This is a genomic window from Streptomyces ovatisporus (assembly GCF_042653885.1).
GTDB lineage: Bacteria > Actinomycetota > Actinomycetes > Streptomycetales > Streptomycetaceae > Streptomyces > Streptomyces ovatisporus.
Window position 1 is genome coordinate 46,992 of record NZ_JBHSFH010000013.1, and the last position, 17,496, is coordinate 64,487.

At 71.0% G+C, this 17,496-nt stretch carries 17 protein-coding genes; 12 read left to right on the top strand and 5 right to left on the bottom strand.

Going from position 1 to position 17,496, the window contains the following annotated elements; genetic code table 11:
- Nucleotide 1: 1 nt before the first annotated feature.
- The gene (locus ACFPA8_RS21480; protein ID WP_386450995.1) at nucleotides 2–784 is read right to left on the bottom strand and encodes an MgtC/SapB family protein; all 783 of its coding nucleotides are present in this window, start codon (nucleotides 782–784) and stop codon (nucleotides 2–4) included.
- 234 nt (nucleotides 785–1,018) lie between these two features.
- Between ACFPA8_RS21480 and ACFPA8_RS21485 the strand changes: the two genes are divergently transcribed.
- The 7 genes from ACFPA8_RS21485 to dhaM all read left to right on the top strand — a co-directional run bounded on the left by ACFPA8_RS21485 (nucleotide 1,019) and on the right by dhaM (nucleotide 8,468).
- On the top strand, nucleotides 1,019–1,702 hold the full coding sequence (locus ACFPA8_RS21485; protein WP_386450997.1) for a peptidoglycan-binding protein: 684 nt from the start codon (nucleotides 1,019–1,021) through the stop codon (nucleotides 1,700–1,702).
- A 643-nt stretch (nucleotides 1,703–2,345) separates the two neighbouring features.
- Nucleotides 2,346–3,302, top strand: a complete 957-nt coding sequence (locus tag ACFPA8_RS21490) for a hypothetical protein (RefSeq protein WP_386450999.1) — start codon at nucleotides 2,346–2,348, stop codon at nucleotides 3,300–3,302.
- 222 nt (nucleotides 3,303–3,524) lie between these two features.
- Complete coding sequence (locus ACFPA8_RS21495; protein WP_386451001.1) at nucleotides 3,525–4,976, top strand: amino acid permease; 1,452 nt, start codon at nucleotides 3,525–3,527, stop codon at nucleotides 4,974–4,976.
- A gap of 73 nt (nucleotides 4,977–5,049) precedes the next feature.
- A complete protein-coding gene (locus ACFPA8_RS21500; protein WP_386451003.1) occupies nucleotides 5,050–5,961 on the top strand; it encodes a GNAT family N-acetyltransferase in 912 nt (303 codons plus the stop codon).
- A gap of 369 nt (nucleotides 5,962–6,330) precedes the next feature.
- Nucleotides 6,331–7,323: a dihydroxyacetone kinase subunit DhaK gene (gene dhaK, locus ACFPA8_RS21505; protein WP_386451004.1), complete on the top strand. Its 993-nt coding sequence runs from the start codon at nucleotides 6,331–6,333 to the stop codon at nucleotides 7,321–7,323.
- Nucleotides 7,324–7,402: 79 nt separating this feature from the next.
- Complete coding sequence (gene dhaL / locus ACFPA8_RS21510; protein ID WP_386451006.1) at nucleotides 7,403–8,035, top strand: dihydroxyacetone kinase subunit DhaL; 633 nt, start codon at nucleotides 7,403–7,405, stop codon at nucleotides 8,033–8,035.
- Complete coding sequence (gene dhaM / locus ACFPA8_RS21515) at nucleotides 8,028–8,468, top strand: dihydroxyacetone kinase phosphoryl donor subunit DhaM (RefSeq protein WP_386451008.1); 441 nt, start codon at nucleotides 8,028–8,030, stop codon at nucleotides 8,466–8,468. The genes dhaL and dhaM overlap by 8 nt, the downstream gene beginning before the upstream one ends.
- A 48-nt stretch (nucleotides 8,469–8,516) precedes the next feature.
- Here dhaM and ACFPA8_RS21520 read toward each other — a convergent pair whose 3' ends face one another.
- Entirely contained in the window at nucleotides 8,517–9,170 is a 654-nt protein-coding gene (locus tag ACFPA8_RS21520) for a DUF309 domain-containing protein (protein ID WP_386451010.1), read from the bottom strand.
- A 426-nt stretch (nucleotides 9,171–9,596) separates the two neighbouring features.
- Nucleotides 9,597–10,082, bottom strand: coding sequence for an NUDIX hydrolase (locus tag ACFPA8_RS21525; RefSeq protein WP_386451012.1), 486 nt, complete (start codon nucleotides 10,080–10,082; stop codon nucleotides 9,597–9,599).
- 647 nt (nucleotides 10,083–10,729) lie between these two features.
- Here ACFPA8_RS21525 and ACFPA8_RS21530 point away from each other — a divergent pair.
- Both ACFPA8_RS21530 and ACFPA8_RS21535 read left to right on the top strand, forming a co-directional pair.
- Nucleotides 10,730–11,119, top strand: coding sequence for an NUDIX hydrolase (locus tag ACFPA8_RS21530; RefSeq protein ID WP_386451014.1), 390 nt, complete (start codon nucleotides 10,730–10,732; stop codon nucleotides 11,117–11,119).
- 234 nt (nucleotides 11,120–11,353) lie between these two features.
- On the top strand, nucleotides 11,354–12,388 hold the full coding sequence (locus ACFPA8_RS21535; RefSeq protein ID WP_386451016.1) for an O-antigen ligase family protein: 1,035 nt from the start codon (nucleotides 11,354–11,356) through the stop codon (nucleotides 12,386–12,388).
- A 24-nt stretch (nucleotides 12,389–12,412) separates the two neighbouring features.
- Here ACFPA8_RS21535 and ACFPA8_RS21540 read toward each other — a convergent pair whose 3' ends face one another.
- Nucleotides 12,413–13,201: a glutamate racemase gene (locus ACFPA8_RS21540; RefSeq protein WP_386451018.1), complete on the bottom strand. Its 789-nt coding sequence runs from the start codon at nucleotides 13,199–13,201 to the stop codon at nucleotides 12,413–12,415.
- Between the two features lie 116 nt (nucleotides 13,202–13,317).
- Here ACFPA8_RS21540 and ACFPA8_RS21545 point away from each other — a divergent pair, with 116 nt between their 5' ends.
- Nucleotides 13,318–14,451: a glycosyltransferase gene (locus tag ACFPA8_RS21545; RefSeq protein WP_386451020.1), complete on the top strand. Its 1,134-nt coding sequence runs from the start codon at nucleotides 13,318–13,320 to the stop codon at nucleotides 14,449–14,451.
- Nucleotides 14,452–14,502: 51 nt separating this feature from the next.
- Here the strand turns inward: ACFPA8_RS21545 and ACFPA8_RS21550 are convergent, their stop codons facing one another.
- The gene (locus ACFPA8_RS21550) at nucleotides 14,503–15,807 is read right to left on the bottom strand and encodes a TerD family protein (protein WP_386451021.1); all 1,305 of its coding nucleotides are present in this window, start codon (nucleotides 15,805–15,807) and stop codon (nucleotides 14,503–14,505) included.
- Between the two features lie 230 nt (nucleotides 15,808–16,037).
- On the opposite strand from ACFPA8_RS21550, the gene ACFPA8_RS21555 reads away from it, so the two are divergent.
- Together ACFPA8_RS21555 and ACFPA8_RS21560 are read left to right on the top strand one after the other, a co-directional pair.
- Complete coding sequence (locus tag ACFPA8_RS21555; RefSeq protein ID WP_386451023.1) at nucleotides 16,038–16,598, top strand: DUF6643 family protein; 561 nt, start codon at nucleotides 16,038–16,040, stop codon at nucleotides 16,596–16,598.
- A 41-nt stretch (nucleotides 16,599–16,639) separates the two neighbouring features.
- Nucleotides 16,640–17,494, top strand: a complete 855-nt coding sequence (locus ACFPA8_RS21560; protein WP_386451025.1) for an MOSC domain-containing protein — start codon at nucleotides 16,640–16,642, stop codon at nucleotides 17,492–17,494.
- Nucleotides 17,495–17,496 lie beyond the last annotated feature (2 nt).

Sequence of the window (17,496 nt, forward strand, 5' to 3'; positions counted from 1 at the left end):
CTCATTCGTCGGGACCGGGTTCGAGCGAGACGTCCATGCCCAGCACGCCCGGGGTGTTGAACATCTCCGACGCCATCTGCCGTACGTCGGCGGTGCCTTCCAGGTGCAGCAGTACGCGAGCGGTCTCCCCCGGCGCCTCGTGGGACTCCTCGACCGCCTGTCCGTGACGCTCGCGCTCCACGGCGCTGGGCAGTCTGTCGACCCTGACGCCCAGAATGCGGAAACCCCTTTCCGTGCACATCTCCATCAACCGCGGGAGCAGCGCCTCCCCGGTGCGGTACCGCAGCCGGACCGCGGACTGCGTCGGAGGCTGCCCGGCGGACAGCCGCGACGCGACGAGCGGATAGCCGCGGACCACGAGGAAGTGCAGTGCGGTGGTCACCGTGGCGAGCAGCGCCAGTCCCCCGCCGCATGCCATGCCGACCGCGCAGGTGAGCCAGACCGTGGCGGCGGTGGTGAGACCGCGGACGGCCCCCCTGCTCACGAAGATCAGACCGCCGCCGATGAAACCGATGCCGGTGATGATCTGCGAAGCGACCCTGGAGGGGTCGAACGACGCGTTCTCCACACCGAGCACGCTGCTGAACCCGAACTGGGAGATCTGCATCATCAGCGCGCTGGCGATGCCCACGAGGGCGTGTGTACGCAGTCCCGCACTCTTCTGCTGTGCCCCCCGCTCCCAGCCGATGAGCGTGGAGAGCACCAGGGCCAGGCCCAGTTCCCCCAGTTGCCGCAGACCCTGATTGTTCTGCACGTCCCACAACGGAGCCGCCAACTCCTGCACGAGCGCCTCCTTTTAGGCTGCTTTCGCCCGGAAACTACCAGCACGTGAGCCGCGATCGGGGAAGTGGCCCGCATCACACCGGGGCGTGTCATACGCGAAACCCCTCCCGCTCGTATGGCACGAACGGACCCCGGACATCGCCGCGGTGGAATTCGATACGGCATTTGCCCCGCGGCAATGCTCCGGAATTGCGTGCAATTTCCCACTGCACGCCTCAACGGGAGGAAAAGCAGCATGCAGAGAACAAGGGCAACCGCCGCGGCAGTCGCGGTACTGGTCGCCGCGGGCACCCTGCTCGTCGCCCCGGGGGCCTCCGCGGCCTCCTCACCCCGGGAGGCCGGCCCGGCTTCTTCCGCCGGGGAGGCCGGTCACGGACTGGAGTGGTTCCAGGCCCGGCACGGCCTCAAGGCCACGGGCGAGGTCGATGCCGCGACCGCCCGGGCCCTCCAGGACGCCCCGGACTCCGAACTGCACAAGGTCTTCGCGACACCCGCGGACCTCGGCCCCGAGGAACTGGCGAACGCCCGCACGGTGATCGGCGTCGGCAAGGGGGCGCAGATACCCGAACAGGGCCAGGTCATCGCGTTGATGACGGCGATGCAGGAATCGAAGTTCGTCAACTACACGGAACCCGTGGACCACGACTCGCTCGGCATCTTCCAGCAGCGCCCCAGCACGGGATGGGGCACGCCCGAGCAGATCACGCACGTCCCCACGTCCTCGAAGTCCTTCTACGGCGTGGCTCCGTTCGGCAGCAATCCGGGCCTGATCCAGATTCAGGGCTGGGAGACGATGCCTCCGGGCGAGGTGTGCCAGGCCGTACAGCGGTCGGCCTACCCCGACCGGTACGCCCAGTGGGAGCAGTTCGCGCGTGACCTCCTCACCCAGGAAGGCCCCACGGTCCCGCCGATCCCCTGACCCGGCCCGGCGTGGCCCGGCCCGGCGTGCTCGACACCGGGCCGCGGTTCTCCTCCCTGCCCTGCCGGGCGCCCCCGGCGGGGCAGGGGTCGCGGCAGGCACTCGGCGCCGGTCCTGTCCTCACACGCCGCCCTGACAACAGCTGTGCGGCGCAAGTGACTTGAGAGCGCTCTGCACGAATCCCCGTCGACCCACGCTCGATGGCGCGTCAACCGAGAACATCGCAAAGGCAGTTCGAGGTTCAAGGAACAGTAATCCCTTACTACTCGAACAGACCTTCACCCGCAGCTCCGCGACGAGCCCCTCCCGGCACTCCACCGGTCAGTCGCTAATCGCTGCACTCGCCACACACGTTCGCCCCGCGCGGGTTCGCCGAAGCCGCCGCCGAAATGACGCCGCAGGTGGCTGACATATGCTCACCACATACCCCACCCCCCTCTCGGGACCCAGCCGAGACGCCGAAGCGGGGAGAAAGGTGCAGCGTTGCCATAGCGATACGGATTGGAGGTTCCGGTCCGTCATGACGCTGAGTAGGGTGTGCGTTGCTGCCGGGCACTGGAGATGAGTTCCGGTCGAATTCGGCTTGCCCGAATTGTGCGCATGGGGGCGGCATCGGCAGAGACGGCAGATTCGGCAGGAGAGCATGACCGCTGGCTTTTTCGAGGGGCAGTACGTGTGGCACCCGGCGGCCGATGATCGCCAGCTCGCACGTGCGTGCGTGGACGTGCGGGCCGGCCGCTACTTCAGCGCGAACGAGGCGCTCAGGGACGCCCGCACGGACAACGGCCTGCGGGCGCACCGCTCGCTGGTACTGGCCTCGGAGGCTGCCGATTCCGACCTTGCCGAGCGCTGGCTGGCCGAGGACCCGAGCAGGGAAGCAGCGCTGCTGTGGGCCAGGGTGGCCTCCCTGCGGGCCCTGCGAGCCACCGACACCGAGGACAGACGCGCCCCCGACCTCGGACGCATCGCCTTCGCCGCCTGCCAGCGCGCTGCCCTGATGGCCCCCAGGGACCCGACTCCGTGGGTCACCCAGCTGACGCTGGCGCGTCTGCAGCGCCCCCGCGATCCCGCTCCGCAGGGGCTGCTCACCGCACCTGCCGGCCCCTGGACGCTCTTCTCCCACATCCTTCGCCTCGACCCGTGGCACCGGGAGGCCCATCACCGCTTCCTGTCCTTCTTCTTCGCCCGGTACGGCGGTTCGACCAACGCCGCCTGGGACGTGGCCGCCTTCCTCGCCCAACGAGCGCCCGCTTCCTCAGCGTTGCGGCTGCTGCCACTGGTGGCCCTCGTCGAGGGTCACGACCCCTCCTCGCTCCTCGCCAGCCGCACCTGGGAGCAACCCCAGTGGAAGGCCACCGCGTTGGGCGCGTACCAGCACTGGCTCCCCGAGGTGGCCGACTACGAGTTCACACCTGTCATCGACCTGTCGTACCTGGCTCACGCCCTGCTCATGGCGCAGTGCGAGTTCGAGGCCCGGCCGGTCTTCGCCGCCATGGGGCCCTACGCCGCGCGGATGCCGTGGAGCGTGCTGGGCGATCCGGAGGAGCAGTTGACAAAGGCCCGCCTGGCGTGCGGACTGCCGGTGCCCGGCTCCCGTTGACCACGGTGACCGCGCCCCCGGCGTCCCCGCGGCCGGGCGCTCCGCCGCACCCCGAACTCGAGCGACCGGCGCCGGCGTCCCGACCGCGATTCATTTCACAGACGGTTTTCCCCTGACCCATCAGAAAGGTTATCCGTGCCCGCCTCTTCCTTCCTCGCCCGAACGAGGACCCGGCAGCGAGAAGCTCCCGAAACGTTCGACGACGACGCCACTCTGCACGCCATGGGATACCCGCGTAAACTCACGCGGCGTTTCCGTGCATTCGACAATTTCGCCATCTCGTTCACCATCATCAACATCATCTCCGGAATCTTCTCCTCCTTCGGATTCGGGATGAACGCGGGCGGGCCGCCGATTCTCATATTCGGCTGGATCGGCGTCTCGATAATGGTTCTCTTCATCGGCGCCTCGATGGCGGAGATCGCCTCCGCATATCCCACCAGCGGCGCGTTGTATTTCTCTGCGGGGAAGCTCGCCAAGAAGCACAAGGGCGCCTGGTCCTGGTACACGGGGTGGCTGAACTTCGTGGGTCAGGTGGGCGGCACGGCCGCCACCGGCTTCGCCGCCGCCACGTTCCTGCAGGCATTCTTCGCGATGCAGTGGGACACGTACGAGGTGACGATCCAGAAGACCGTCGTCATCACCGCGGTCATCCTGGTGCTCCAGGCGCTGGCCAACACCTACACGGTGCAGCTCGTGGCCGTCCTCAACCGCATCTCGGTGTGGTGGCTGCTGATCGGCATGATCGTGATCGTGACGGCACTGACGGTGATGCCTTCCGAGCACCAGTCGGCGTCGTTCGTCACGCACTTCGTGAACAACACCGGTTTCGAGAGCGCCATTTACGGCGGCATGCTCGGGCTGCTCGTCACCAGCTGGACCTTTACCGGCTTCGACGGCAGTTTCCACATGTCCGAAGAGACTGTGCAGGCCACCGTGAACGCACCGCGTGGCATCATGCGTGCGATCGGTTACTCCGCGATCACAGGTCTCATCCTCATGCTCGCCCTCGTCTATGCGATCCGTGACTACGCCGCCGAGGCGAAGGCGGACGCGCCGCCTGTGCAGATTCTCATCGACGCACTCGGCATCGGCACAGCCAAATTCCTGCTGCTCATCGTCATCGGCGCCATGCTCTTCTGCGGTCTGGCCAACATGACCAGCAACACCCGGCAGATCTTCGCCTTTTCGCGGGACGGCGCCATGCCGGGCTCCCGCTGGTGGCACTCGGTGTCCTCCCGCACCCGTACGCCCGTCAAGGCCGTGTGGCTGGCCGCGGCGTGCTCCCTGGTGCTCGTCATTCCCGGCTGGTGGTCCCAGACGGCGTTCACCGCGATCGTCAGCGTCAACGTCGTGGGCCTCTTCCTCGCCTACGCCGTGCCGATCTACCTCCGTCTGAAGCTGGACGACTTCGAGCCCGGCCCGTGGCACCTGGGACGCTGGGGCAAGCCGGTCGGAACCGTCGCGGTGGTCTGGATCCTCCTCAGCAACGTGCTGTTCATGCTGCCGCACGCCTCCCCGATCACACCCGCCACGTTCAACTACGCCCCGATCGCGCTGGCGGTGGTACTCATCATCGCCACCGTGTGGTGGTTCGCCACCGCCCGCCGGCGCTTCCAGGGCCCCGTCAGCTACGGCCGCCCCGACGAGGTGGCCGCGATGGACCTGATCTGACGCACGACCGACGCATCGCCTCTGCGGCCGTCCACGGCCGCAGAGGCACCCCGGGAAAGGACGGACAGAAGGAATGACCCGCCTCAGCGACGACGTCCCGCATCAGCACTCCGCCACCGAGCCGCCCGCCCCTGCCGGTGCGGGGGACCTCGTCCTCGGCCGTGCCTCGTCCGAGGAGTGGCTCCAGGTGGAGGAGTGGGCCGCCGAGGAGGAGTGGAACCCGGGCCTGGGCGACACGGCCTGCTTCCACCCCACGGACCCGGCCGGTTTCTTCCTGGGACGTCTGGAGGGCAAGCCCGTCTCCGCGGTCTCGGTCGTCAACTACTCGGACGACTTCGCGTTCCTGGGCTACTACCTCGTCGATGCCGCGCACCGCGGCACCGGCCTGGGCATGGCGACCTGGCGCGAGGCCGTACCGCATGCCGAGGGACGCACCATCGGCCTGGACGCGGTACCCGCCCAGGAGGAGACCTACCGGCGCTCCGGATTCGTCCCTGCCTACCGCACCGGGCGCTACTCCGGCCGTCCCACGTCCCCCGGGACCCCGTCACCCTCGGTCGAGGCCGTGACGGAGGCTCACCTCGACGCGGTCGCGGCCTACGACCGGCAGTGCTTCCCGGCCGCCCGCCGGGCCTTCCTCGACCGCTGGCTGACGGCACAGGGCCACACGGCATACGTCTTCCTGCACGAGGGTGACGTCGCCGGATACGGCGTGGTCCGCCAGGCCCGCTCCGGCCGCCGGATCGGGCCTCTCTTCGCGGACGACCCCCGGACGGCCGAAGCACTCTTCGACGCACTCACCGCGCACATCGGCCCGGACGAGGAGGTCCATGTCGATATCCCGGAAACCCAGGAGGCGGCGGTCGTCCTCGCCACCTCCCGCGGTCTGCGGCCCAGCTCGCACACGATCCGCATGTACGCCGGCACACCCCCGTCGACGGATGGGAAGCGCATCTTCGGGGTCACCAGTCTCGAGCTGGGCTGAGCCGCCTCCCGCCGTGCGATCCGCAGCACAGCACCCGTGTCGGCAGGGCGGCGAAACCCGCCGGGAACACCGCGCGGATCTCTGCTGCGGCGGCGCATTGCGGCAGGCTGTAGATGTGCAGACCGACCAGGTCACGTCCGGTGACAAGCGCCGTCCCGCCCCTCAGCGCCGAGGAGCGTCGATGACAGCAGTACGGAGGCGTGTCGGCGATGCTGATGAACGCTCAGGAGCAGCGGCAGCACGGGGCACCCACGGTGCGTCACGACCGTCCGCCGCATCCCCCGGACACGGTGCCGCGTCCGCGATTCCAGCTCTGACCTGTAGGAGCACCGGCCAGAGAGACAGTCACACGCCCACTCGGAGGTATCAATGAAGATGCTGATCAATGTGCCGGAGAACGTCGTCGCGGACTCGCTGCGCGGGGTCGCCGCAGCGCATCCCGAGCTCACGGTCGACGTGCAGAACCGGGTGATCGTACGCGGAGACGCCCCCGTGGCCGACAAGGTCGCCCTCGTCTCCGGCGGCGGCTCGGGCCACGAGCCCCTGCACGGCAGCTTCGTGGGCCGGGGCATGCTGGACGCCGCCTGCCCCGGTGAGGTCTTCACCTCGCCGGTTCCGGACCAGATGGTGCGGGCGGCGGCCGGCGTGGACAGCGGCAAGGGCGTCCTCTTCGTCGTGAAGAACTACACGGGCGACGTCCTGAACTTCGACATGGCCGCCGAACTGGCCGAGGACGAAGGCATCCGGGTCGGCAAGGTGCTCGTGCAGGACGATGTGGCCGTCACCGACAGCGAGTTCACCGCGGGAAGACGCGGCACGGGCGCCACGCTCTACGTGGAGAAGATCGCCGGGGCACTCGCGGAGGAGGGCGCACCGCTGGAGCGTGTGGAGGCCATGGCGCGTCAGGTCGCGGACTCCGCCCGCAGCTTCGGCGTCGCGCTCAACCCGTGCACCACGCCCTCCAAGGGCAGCCCGACCTTCGACCTGCCGCCCGGCGAACTCGAGCTCGGCATCGGCATCCACGGAGAGTCGGGACGCGAACGGCGTCCCATGATGACCTCGGGCGAGATCGCGGACTTCGCCGTCGACGCGGTGCTCACGGACCTGGAGCCCGACGGTCCCGTGCTCGCCCTGGTCAACGGGATGGGCGGCACGCCTCTGCTGGAGCTGTACGGATTCTGCGCCGAAGTGCGCCGCGTCCTGGACGAGCGCCGCGTGCCCGTCGCCCGTACCCTCGTCGGCAACTACGTCACCTCGCTGGACATGGCGGGGGCCTCGGTGACACTCTGCCGGGCCGACGAGGAGATGCTGCGGCTGTACGACGCGCCGGTGAGCACACCGGGGCTGCGCTGGGGTTGCTGAGCATGCGCCGTGAGCAATGGACCGGGCAGCGGTCGCCGTCGGGCGCTTCGCCCGACGGCCCTCGTGAAAGGGAGTTGTCTTGACCGACCTGACCGATGAGCTGGACGCCGGTGCCGTCTTCCGCTGGCTCACCACGGCAGCAGCCTCCGTGGAGCGCGAAGCCGACCTGCTCACCGAACTGGACTCGGCGATCGGGGACGCGGACCACGGCAGCAATCTCCAGCGCGGGTTCGCCGCCGTCGTGACAGCGCTGGGCAAGGAATCGCCCGGCGCGCCAGGGGCCGTACTGATCCTGGCGGGCCGCCAGTTGGTCTCCAGCGTCGGCGGTGCCTCGGGGCCGCTGTACGGAACACTGCTGCGCCGTACGGGCAAAGCACTGGGAGACTCCGAGCAGGTGACCGGCCGTCAGCTGGCGGACGCCCTGCGCGTCGGAGTCGACGCGGTGGCCCAGCTCGGCGGCGCGGCTCCTGGGGACAAGACCATGCTGGACGCGCTGTACCCCGGCGTCGAGGCGCTGTCCGCCGGAGGGCCCGACCCCTACGGCGCGGCCCGTACCGCGGCGGACGAAGGCGCCCAAGCCACCGTTCCCATGCGTGCGCGCAAGGGACGGGCCAGCTATCTGGGCGACAGAAGCGTGGGGCACAAGGACCCCGGAGCGACATCCTCCGCGCTGCTCTTCACAGCCCTGGCCGGGGCGGTCGCCGATGAGTGAGCAGCAGGACCCGCTTTCCCGGCGGAGCCCCGAACCACGCGTGGGGATCGTTCTGGTCTCGCACAGCAAAGAGGTCGCCGATTCGGTCGCCCGTCTCGCGGTGGGTCTCGCCGCCGGCCGGGACAGCGCGCCCGTCGAGGGCGCGGGCGGCGGACCGGACGGCGGCCTGGGCACCAGCGCGGAGCTCATCAGCGCCGCCGCGCACAAGGTCGACACGGGGGCCGGCGTGGCCATCCTCGTCGACCTCGGCAGTGCCGTGCTGACAGTGAAGGTACTGCTGGCCGAAGGGGACGAACTGCCCGAGAACTCGCAGCTCGTGGACGCACCGCTCGTCGAGGGGGCGATCGCCGCGGTGGTCGCCTCCGCGGGCGGCGCCGACCTGGAGGAGGTCGCCGCGGCAGCCGAGGAGGCCTACCACTTCCGGAAGGTGTGAGCCGGGACGGTCCGAGGCCGTCCCGGCACCGGCTCACGCCACGCCACGTCAGCCGGCGCCGGTGCCTCGCAACGAGGGGGGCCGCACCGTCACGGGTCCGCCCGTGGCGCGCGCCTCGATCTCGTCCGCCGTCTTCCGGGCCCACGCCTCCACCGCTGCCACGTCGATCCCGTGAGGGGGCTCGGGGGCCCACGGTGCGATTCCGTCGGCGCCCCGCACCAGGAGACGCGCGCCACCCCTGGTGTTGCCGCGGGCGAGGTGCGTGATTCCGACTGCGAGCTGCGCCAGCCCCTTCCACAGCGGCTGGTCCTGCCCGGGCGAGGACTTCCAGGCGTCCTCGAAGACCTCGTGCGCGTGGAAGGGCTTGCCCTCGTCGAGCAGTCGCTGCGCCTCCCGCAGGGTCTGTGCGGGGGTGCGCAGTACGCCCTCGGGCTGCCGGGCGACGCCTTCCTCGCCGTACGGGAGCGGGCGTCCGAGCCCGTCACGGGGGCGGGCATTGCGGGCCTTTCCCTCCGGGTCGCGGTCGCGGCCTCCGCGCGGACGGTCCGCCCCGGCACGGCTGCGTCCCCCGGCCGCCGGGTCGTGGCCGCAGTGCTCACATTCCGCGCGTCCGGCCTGCTCGCGCACCCGGCCGCACTCCTCGCACACCTGGTTCAGCCAGCACGCCGGCTCCCCGCCCTCCTGCTCATGGCTGTCCTGCACGTAACTCCCACCTCCTGCGCGCGTCTCCGCCCGCCGGCACCTCCGGGGCCGGACGACCTCCGCCGCCCCGCTCCGGCAGGGCGCCACCGGCTTCCCGCGCCTCCAACGTAACCCTGTCCGCTCTGCGGCTTGCGGCCACGTCCGGCGACCGCGCGGGCACTGCGTCCAGCCCGCGGCCCTCGAACCAGGCGGGGCCGTCGCTCGTGGTCAGCGCGGTCACGGTGCGAGCGTGGGCCCGGTGGGTCGCCGTGGGCAGCCACGGCGTTCCGGAGGGGCTTGAGCCCGCGGCCCGGGTGGCCGATTTCCGGGGGGTGCGTCTGCGGGGACGCGGACGGCCTCATCCTGGACCTTGCCGGGCGGTAGCCGGTGGGCCGACGGCCGGGGGCGGAGGCGTCGGTGACCGGCTCACAGGCCGTCTGCGTGTCCTCAGTGGCCGCCTTCTGCCGGCTCGAACCATGTCGGCCCGTCGGCTGTGGCCAGCTTGATCCGGGTGACGGCGAACTCCTCCATGGAGGGCAGCGCGTCCAGGGAGAACCAGCCCACCTCCAGGGACTCCTCGTCGTTGACCCTGGCGTCCCCGGAGACGGCACGACAGCGGAAACACACGTCCATGAACTGGCAGATGTCGCCGGACGGGTAGGTGACGGGGTCCTGCAACGCCTGTACCAGAACCACCCGTTCCGCCACGCAGGTCACGGCAGTCTCCTCATGCACCTCCCGCACCACTGCGGCAGCGGGCTGCTCACCGGGCTCGGGAATGCCGCCGATGATCGCCCAGCGTCCGTTGTCCGCCCGCCTTCCCAGCAGCACGCGTCCCTCGTCGTCGAAGACGACGGCGCTCACACCGGGGAGGTAGAGCAGCTGGTGACCTGCGCTCTCGCGGATCGTGCGGATGAATTCGGGTGTCGCCATGTGCTCGACCCTACGTGTTCCGCCTCCGGCCGCGACGCCGGGCAGCGAGTGCCGGAGGCTCCGTCGGGCTGAGCGTGATGACGCCCGGTCAGCGCCCGTCCGACGGCCGCGACGGCGCCCGGGCGAGCCGCTGCTGATGACGTTTCATTCCCACTTCACCGAAGGCCCCGGCCGCACGCTCAGGCCCCTTCCACGCCCCTGCTCACGCAGCCGGACCGGACCTCGGAGGTCACAACGAGCACTGTCGATGCGTGTTTCACCATGCACCGGGCATACGGCTGTGCCTGGAGGTGATCCCGTATGACGGCTGTGCCATCGCCTTATCGGTGCACTTCCTGCAGTGGTACCGGCAAGGGCCAAACGGTCATGAACGGCAGAGGCAGCTACGTCGAGTCGTGCGAATCCTGCAAGGGTTCGGGGCGGGCGACGCAGGTGCTCCGCCGTACTCCTGACAGGTCCAGGTCCGCGCTCGGCCCTTCCGGCTCCGGGCGGACAGGGGCGGACCTCATGGAGGAGTAGCCGGTGTGCAGTGGCGAGGCTCCGTCCCGGGCGTGCCGGGGCGGGGCCCCGCACTGTCCGGTCGCGGGGCACGTCGTCCGGGAGGGCGCAGCAGAATGGACGGGCGAGCGGGGCGGAGACCGGTGTCCATGGCGGTTGTCGTGCATGCGGGAAGAGTGCTGATGATCCGGCGCCGCGAGCGGGAGGGGGAGCTGCTGTGGGCCTTCCCGGGCGGCGGCGTCGAGGAGGACGAGACGCCGGAGCGGGCCGCGGTCCGCGAGACGGCCGAGGAGACCGGGCTGGCGGTCTCGGCGAGCCGGGTGCTCGGTGCCCGGGTGCATCCGCACACGGCGCGGCACGTGACGTATGTGGCCTGCGAGGCGGTGTCGGACGAGGCGGGGGCCGTGGCGCCGGGGGAAGTGGCCGAGGTTCTCTGGGCGGAACACGGCCGGCTCGTCGAACTGGTTCCGTACGGTCTGTTCGGGCCGGTGCAGGACTACCTCGATGACGTGCTGCCACGGGAGGCCGTGGACGAGTAGGGGAGGACTTACGCCACAGGCCGCGTGCGCACCGGCGTGTCAGCGCACCGCTTCCCTGACCGCCCCCGCGCGACGCGCTCCCAGGCGGTCATCTTCGCATCAAGCACATCATTCCGGCGCAACCTATCCACAACTCGCCGTCCGCACACTACGGTTGAGCCCGCGAGTCGCAGCCGCGCACGCCCGCCACGTCAGGGCGGTGCGGGGGTGCGCCGGTTTCGGGGGGTCGCGCGAATGACGTCACCAGTGCTTGTGCCGTGCGCAGTCCGGCAGCAGGAGAGCAACGCTGCGGACATCGCCGGAGTGCTCATACTCGGGGCCTGCGCGGGCTGGGCGCTGGTCACGGCTGCGGGCCGCGACGCGCGGCCGGAGGGTCTGCTCCTCGCCGTGCTCGCCGTCGGCGCGGGCTACGCGACCGGGCGCATCGCGGGCTCGCTGCTGCCGGTGGGCGCCGCCGCGGGTGCCGCGGTCTTCGGCGTCTTCCTCGCCCTCTTCGGCCCGACGTCGACACGGATGGTCGCGGGGAGCATCCAGTTCGCGGGACCCGAGGGGCGTTCCGGGGTGACGGCCGCGCTGCTCACCCTCGCAGTGGGCGCCGCCTGCTGCGCCGCGTGGGCCACTCCTGTGCACGCCCTCCGGGTGACGCTGCGTCTGGGCGCCGCGGGCATCGTGGTGCTGGCCCTGCTCATAGGGACGCCTGTCGGGTTCGCGGCCGGACTGGCCGTACTGCTGTGGTCCCTCGCAGTGGGACGCGTACGTCGGCGGCGGGTACCGCTCGCCGCCCTCGCCCTGGCGGCCACGACGGTCACGGGCGTCACCTTCGCGGTCGCGGCCGACGCGCTGCCGCACCCGGTGACCACCGCTCTCGAGAGCCGGCTGACGGAACACCGCACCGAACTGTGGGAGGACGCCCTCCGCCTCGTTCGGGAGAAGCCGCTGACGGGCACGGGACCCGACACCTTCGGCGAGCTGAGCCCCACCACTCACCGGGCGGCGGGCGCGGACGGCAAGCCCCACTCGGCGCCGCTGCAACTCGCCGCCGAGCAGGGTGTCGTGGGGCTGATGCTGCTGGCAGCGGCATACGTGTGGCTGATGGCGGCACTGCGGGAGTCACCTCGGGGGACGCCCGTCGTGCTCACTGCCGCCGCCGCGCTCTCGGCTCTGGCCGCGCTCAGCTCCATCGGCAACGCACTGAGCTTCACGCAGGTGACAGCGGGGGCCGCGCTGCTCGCGGGCACGGCCACCGCGCGGCGGCCGGTCGTCGAATGACGCGCCCGCCGACTGCCGCAGGCGCTACGGCGTGAGGGTGGCCGCGGTGAGGAACCTGCCCTCGGCGTAGGTGGCCGCGGCTTCGGGGAGCCGTGCGGCGGTGCGTCCGCTGGAGAGCACAGTGAGGCCACCGGTGCCCGGGGCGTGCGGATCCGGCAGGTGGCCGCTGCGGCGCAGGGCCTGCGCCGCGACGGCTTCCGCGGAGCCGAAGAGCACGGGCAGCGGCCCGCCCGGCTGCGCGACGGCGGTGCGGATGCGTTCCCCGACGAGTTCGTAGTGGGTGCAGCCCAGCACGACGGAGCGCACTCCGGGCGGCGTGAGTGCGGCCGCCGCGCCGACGGCGACGTCGATGGCGTCCTCCCGTGCGGTCTCCACGGCGTCGGCAAGGCCGTGGCACGGCACCGCGGTGATCTGGGCGCCCTGGCCGAACTCCGCGATGAGACGGCTCTGGTAGGGGCTTCCCGTGGTGGCGGGCGTGGCCCAGACGGCGACGGGACCGCCGGCGCCGGCGGCGGGCTTGACCGCCGGCACGGTCCCGATCACGGGCAGGCCGGGCTCCAGCTTCGCGCGGAGCGTCGGCAGTGCGTGCACGGACGCGGTGTTGCAGGCGACGATCAGCGCGTCGGGGTCGTGCGCGGCGGCGGCCTCGGCGCAGGCCAAGGCGTGCGCGGTGATGTCGTCGGGAGTACGCGGGCCCCAGGGCATGCCCGCCGGGTCGCTGGAGAGAACGAGATCTGCGTCGGGCCGCATTCTCCGTACTGCCGCTGCCGCAGCGAGCAGCCCGATCCCCGAGTCGACGAGCGCGATCTTCACGGCAGGAACTGTAGTCGATGGGCCATCCGGGGCATGTGCCCTCGTCCCCGACACACACTCCGGTACGGAGCACTTCCCTGCGCCCTGAGCCGGCCGGGGTGCGGCACACTGCGGCGATGAGCCTGCTCACCTGGACCGCCGCCGCTTCTCTCGTCGCCTGGCTGTGGCTGCTGATGGGGCAGGGCCTCTTCTGGCGTACGGACATCCGCCTGCCGCCCGGCGGGGAGCCGGGCTCCTGGCCGTCGGTCGCGATCCTCGTCCCCGCCCGGGACGAGGCGGCGGTCCTGCCGCTGAGCCTGCCGACGCTCCTCGCCCAGGACTATCCCGGACGCGCCGAGATCTTCCTCGTCGACGACGGCTCCGCCGACGGCACCGGCGACCTCGCACTGCGGATCGCACAGGCCCGCCCGGACGGTCTGCCGCTGTCGGTGCACCGCCCCGGCGATCCGGAACCTGGATGGACGGGCAAGCTGTGGGCGCTGCGGCACGGCATGTCGGTCGCACGCGACTGTACGGACGCCGAGTTCCTGCTGCTGACCGACGCGGACATCGCCCACGACCCCGACTCGCTGCGCAGCCTCGTGAGCGCGGCGCTCGGCGCGCGCCTGGACCTCGTCTCCCAGATGGCGCGGCTGCGCGCGGACAGCGGGTGGGAGCGGCTGATCGTCCCGGCGTTCGTCTATTTCTTCGCACAGCTCTATCCGTTCGGCCGCGTGAACCGGCCGGCCTCGCGCACCGCGGCGGCGGCCGGCGGCTGTGTGCTGCTGCGTGCCGAGACGGCCCTGCGCGCCCGCATCCCCGAGCGCATCCGGGGCGCCGTCATCGACGACGTGACGCTCGCCCGTGCCGTCAAACGCGAAGCGGGCGGCCGCATCTGGCTCGGGCTCGCGGACAAGGTGACGAGCGTCCGTCCCTACGAACGCCTGCCGCAGCTGTGGCAGATGGTGGCGCGCAGCGCGTACGCGCAGCTGGGACACAACCCGCTGGTGCTGGCCGGAACGCTCGCGGGGCTCGCGCTGGTCTACCTCGCGCCGCCGGTGACGGCGCTGGCGGGGTCGCCGGTGGGCGCGGCGGCCTGGGCCGTGATGGCGCTGACATACGTGCCGATGCTGCGCTATTACCGTCAGCCGCCGTGGCGCGCTCTCGCACTGCCCGCCACGGCGGCTCTCTACCTGCTGATGACGTTCGATTCAGCGGTGCGGCACCACCGGGGGCGGGGCGCTGCCTGGAAGGGCCGTACCTACGCCTGACGCACCTCGCCCGTCCGTGCTGCCGTGGCGTCGACTACCGCCGTGCGGTCGTCACTTGCGGCCGGGCGTCCACTGCATGCCCCAGCCGTACTCGGCGTCCACTGTGCGCTGCGGGCTGCTGCCCCGTGGTGTGACCAGGTAGCGCGCCTCGCGGTGCACGACGAGGTCGCCGCCCTCGTTGGTGATCAGCGCGAGAGCGCAGACGTTGGAGGAGATCGTGCACTCGTCGAGGTGGAACTCGACCGGGGCGCCGTGCTGGGGCTGAAGGGTGACGGTCCCGTTGACGCTGGCGAAGCTGCGGGCCCCTTCGTAGATGGTGACGAAGATCAGGACGCGCCGCAGGTCCTTGGCGTGGTCGAGATTGACCGTGAGGTTCTCACCGGAGGCGTTCGCGCCCGTACGGTCGTCGCCGTCGAGGTGGATGAACGGCGGCTGGTGGAGCGATCCGTAGGCGTTGCCGAGGGCCTGGATCACGCCCTTGCGTCCGTCGGCGAGTTCGAAGAGCGCGCACAGGTCGAGGTCGAGGTCGGAGTGCATCGCCATCGCCTTGCCGAGCTTCCTGCCCCAGCCGGAGAACTGCTTCTGCACCTGCCAGTTGAGGTTGACGCGCATGGTTCCCGAGGTGCCGCCCTGCTTGGTGAGGGAGACGCTCGGCGCTTCCTTCGTGAGCGTCACCTTCGTCAGGCGCACCGGTTCCCGCGGCGGCGGAGGACTCGCGGGCGGCGCGGGAGGCGTCGCGCTCGGCGTCGCCGCGGGTGCCGCCGGGGGCGTGTGCGGGGCGGCGTGGGGAGCGGACGTAGCGGCCTGCGCCGGTTCGCGCACCGGTTCTGCGGGTTCGTCGACGCTGATGCCGAAGTCCGTTGCCAGACCGGCAAGTCCGCTCTCGTAGCCCTGCCCGACCGCGCGGAACTTCCAGCCGCCCTGCCTGCGGTAGAGCTCGCCGAGGACGAAGGCCGTCTCCACCGTGGCGTCGGCGCTGTCGAAGCGCGCGAGCTCGGCCCCGCCCGCGGCGTCCAGCACCCGTACGCACAGCCCTGCGACCTGGCCGAAGGTGCCGCCCTCGGCGGAGGCGGCGACCACGATCTTCTCGATGTCCGCTTCGACGCCGTTCAGATCGGCGGTCAGCACATCGGTGACCGCCGGGCCTTGAGACTGCTTGCCTTCGTGGCGCACCGCTCCGGAGGCATGGCGCGGCTGGTTGTAGAAGACGAAGTCACTGTCCGAGCGGACCTTCCCCGCGGCGAGCAGCAGAGCCGAGGCGTCCACATCGGGTCCTCCCGGGCCCGCCTGCCAGCTCAGCTCGATGCGTACGGACGCCGCAGCGACCGGGACGTTGGCGCCCTTCTGCATCGTCATGCCACTCCCCCTTCTTGTTGCGGCCGTCGCGCTGTTCGTGCGGCTCGGCCGTCAACCTAATCCACCCGCCGCGCAACGGCGAACCTCGCTCACTTACAGGATCTCGGCATCGCCCCGTGACCGTTTTCCCCGTTTTCGCTCGGATTGGCGATATGGGAGCACTGCAAGCACAAGAATCGGGCCCCTGACCGGGGTCCCCAACGGCCACATTTTGGGCTTACCTTATGGGCATGACCTCCCCCCGCTACTCCCCTGGCGGCTACTACGCTGGCCCGTCCTACCCGGACACCCCGATCTACGACATGCTCGTCAACGAGCGTGGCACTCCGCAGATCGCGCCCATCCGGGTCCCGTCGGCGTACGAGCCGGTCGGCTCCTCGCTCCCCGCCCTGCCGCCCGCTCTCCCCGCTCTTCCGTCCGGAGGGGGTCCGCAGCAGTACAACGCACCGCCGCAGGGCTACCCCGGCACCATGGGACAGCAGCCCCCGCCTCCCGGCATGGCACAGCCGGCTCCTCTGCAGTCGGCTCCTCTGCAGCAGACGCCCGCGCCCTACATTCCGCAGCCTGCTCCTGTGCAGCGCGGCTACCCCGACCCGCGGCAGTACCAGCAGCAACAGCAGCCCCAACAGGCCCCGCCGCCGCAGCAGATGCGCCCCGTCGCCCCGCGGCCCGCGGCACCGAGGCCCGCGGCACCTCGTCCCGCAGCGCCCAGGCCGGCGGCGCCCCGGCAGATGCCGAACACGTACGAAGACCCCTACGGCGGTCAGCAGTACCAGGGCCGCGGTTACTGACCCGGGGCCCGGTTGTCCAAGCCGGGTGACAGGATGGCCTCATGACCATGCCGAGACCGTCCGCGTTGCACATCTACCCGGTGAAGGCGTTGGCAGGGACGGCTCTCGACGAGCTGACGGTCGAACCCTGGGGTCCGGCCGGTGACAGGCGCTGGATGCTGACGGCGCCCGACGGCAACCAGCTGACGCAGCGGGAACATCCACGCCTCGCGCTCGCCTGCGCAGAACCGCTGCCCGGGATCACCTCCGCACAAGGTGCGGGGGAAGGGGGAGTCCGGGTGGCGGCTCCGGGGAGGGAGCCGCTGGAGGTCGCGGTCCCCCCGCGGGGCGCGGACACCGTCGTGGTGCAGCTCTTCGGCAGGAAGGTCGAGGCCGTGCCCGCGGCGGCCGACGCGAGCGCGTGGTTCTCCGAATATCTCCGGACGCCCGCACAGCTGGTGCACATGGACGCTCCGGAACACCGGCGGCAGATCGGCGCCTTCGCACGTCCCGGCGAGACCGTCTCCTTCGCCGACGGCTTTCCGCTGCTGCTGACGGCCCTCTCGTCCCTCGACGCCCTCAACTCGCTGATCGCGCAGGGAGATCACGCGGACGAAGGGCCTCTGCCGATGAGCCGCTTCCGTCCGAACATCGTCATCGAGGGCACCGCCCCGTGGGCTGAGGACGACTGGCGCCGGGTGCGCATCGGGGAGGTCGTCTTCCGCGTCGTCAAGCCCTGCGGCCGGTGCGTGGTGACGACCACCGACCAGGCGACCGCGGAGCGCGGCAAGGAACCGCTGCGCACCCTGGCCCGCCACCGTCGCTTCGGCGATCAGCTGGTGTTCGGCCAGAATCTGATCCCCGAGCGCACGGGCAGGGTGCGCAGCGGTGACTCGTTCGAGGTTCTCGACCAGTAGGT

Coding starts and splice junctions, on each gene's coding strand:
- ACFPA8_RS21495 (WP_386451001.1), top strand. CDS start 3,525: ATGGGATACCCGCGTAAACTCACGCGGCGTTTCCGTGCATTCGACAAT.
- ACFPA8_RS21490 (WP_386450999.1), top strand. CDS start 2,346: ATGACCGCTGGCTTTTTCGAGGGGCAGTACGTGTGGCACCCGGCGGCC.
- ACFPA8_RS21560 (WP_386451025.1), top strand. CDS start 16,640: ATGACCATGCCGAGACCGTCCGCGTTGCACATCTACCCGGTGAAGGCG.
- dhaM (WP_386451008.1), top strand. CDS start 8,028: ATGAGTGAGCAGCAGGACCCGCTTTCCCGGCGGAGCCCCGAACCACGC.
- ACFPA8_RS21530 (WP_386451014.1), top strand. CDS start 10,730: ATGGCGGTTGTCGTGCATGCGGGAAGAGTGCTGATGATCCGGCGCCGC.
- ACFPA8_RS21485 (WP_386450997.1), top strand. CDS start 1,019: ATGCAGAGAACAAGGGCAACCGCCGCGGCAGTCGCGGTACTGGTCGCC.
- ACFPA8_RS21535 (WP_386451016.1), top strand. CDS start 11,354: ATGACGTCACCAGTGCTTGTGCCGTGCGCAGTCCGGCAGCAGGAGAGC.
- ACFPA8_RS21500 (WP_386451003.1), top strand. CDS start 5,050: ATGACCCGCCTCAGCGACGACGTCCCGCATCAGCACTCCGCCACCGAG.
- ACFPA8_RS21525 (WP_386451012.1), bottom strand. CDS start 10,082: ATGGCGACACCCGAATTCATCCGCACGATCCGCGAGAGCGCAGGTCAC.
- ACFPA8_RS21555 (WP_386451023.1), top strand. CDS start 16,038: ATGACCTCCCCCCGCTACTCCCCTGGCGGCTACTACGCTGGCCCGTCC.
- ACFPA8_RS21545 (WP_386451020.1), top strand. CDS start 13,318: ATGAGCCTGCTCACCTGGACCGCCGCCGCTTCTCTCGTCGCCTGGCTG.
- ACFPA8_RS21550 (WP_386451021.1), bottom strand. CDS start 15,807: ATGACGATGCAGAAGGGCGCCAACGTCCCGGTCGCTGCGGCGTCCGTA.
- dhaK (WP_386451004.1), top strand. CDS start 6,331: ATGAAGATGCTGATCAATGTGCCGGAGAACGTCGTCGCGGACTCGCTG.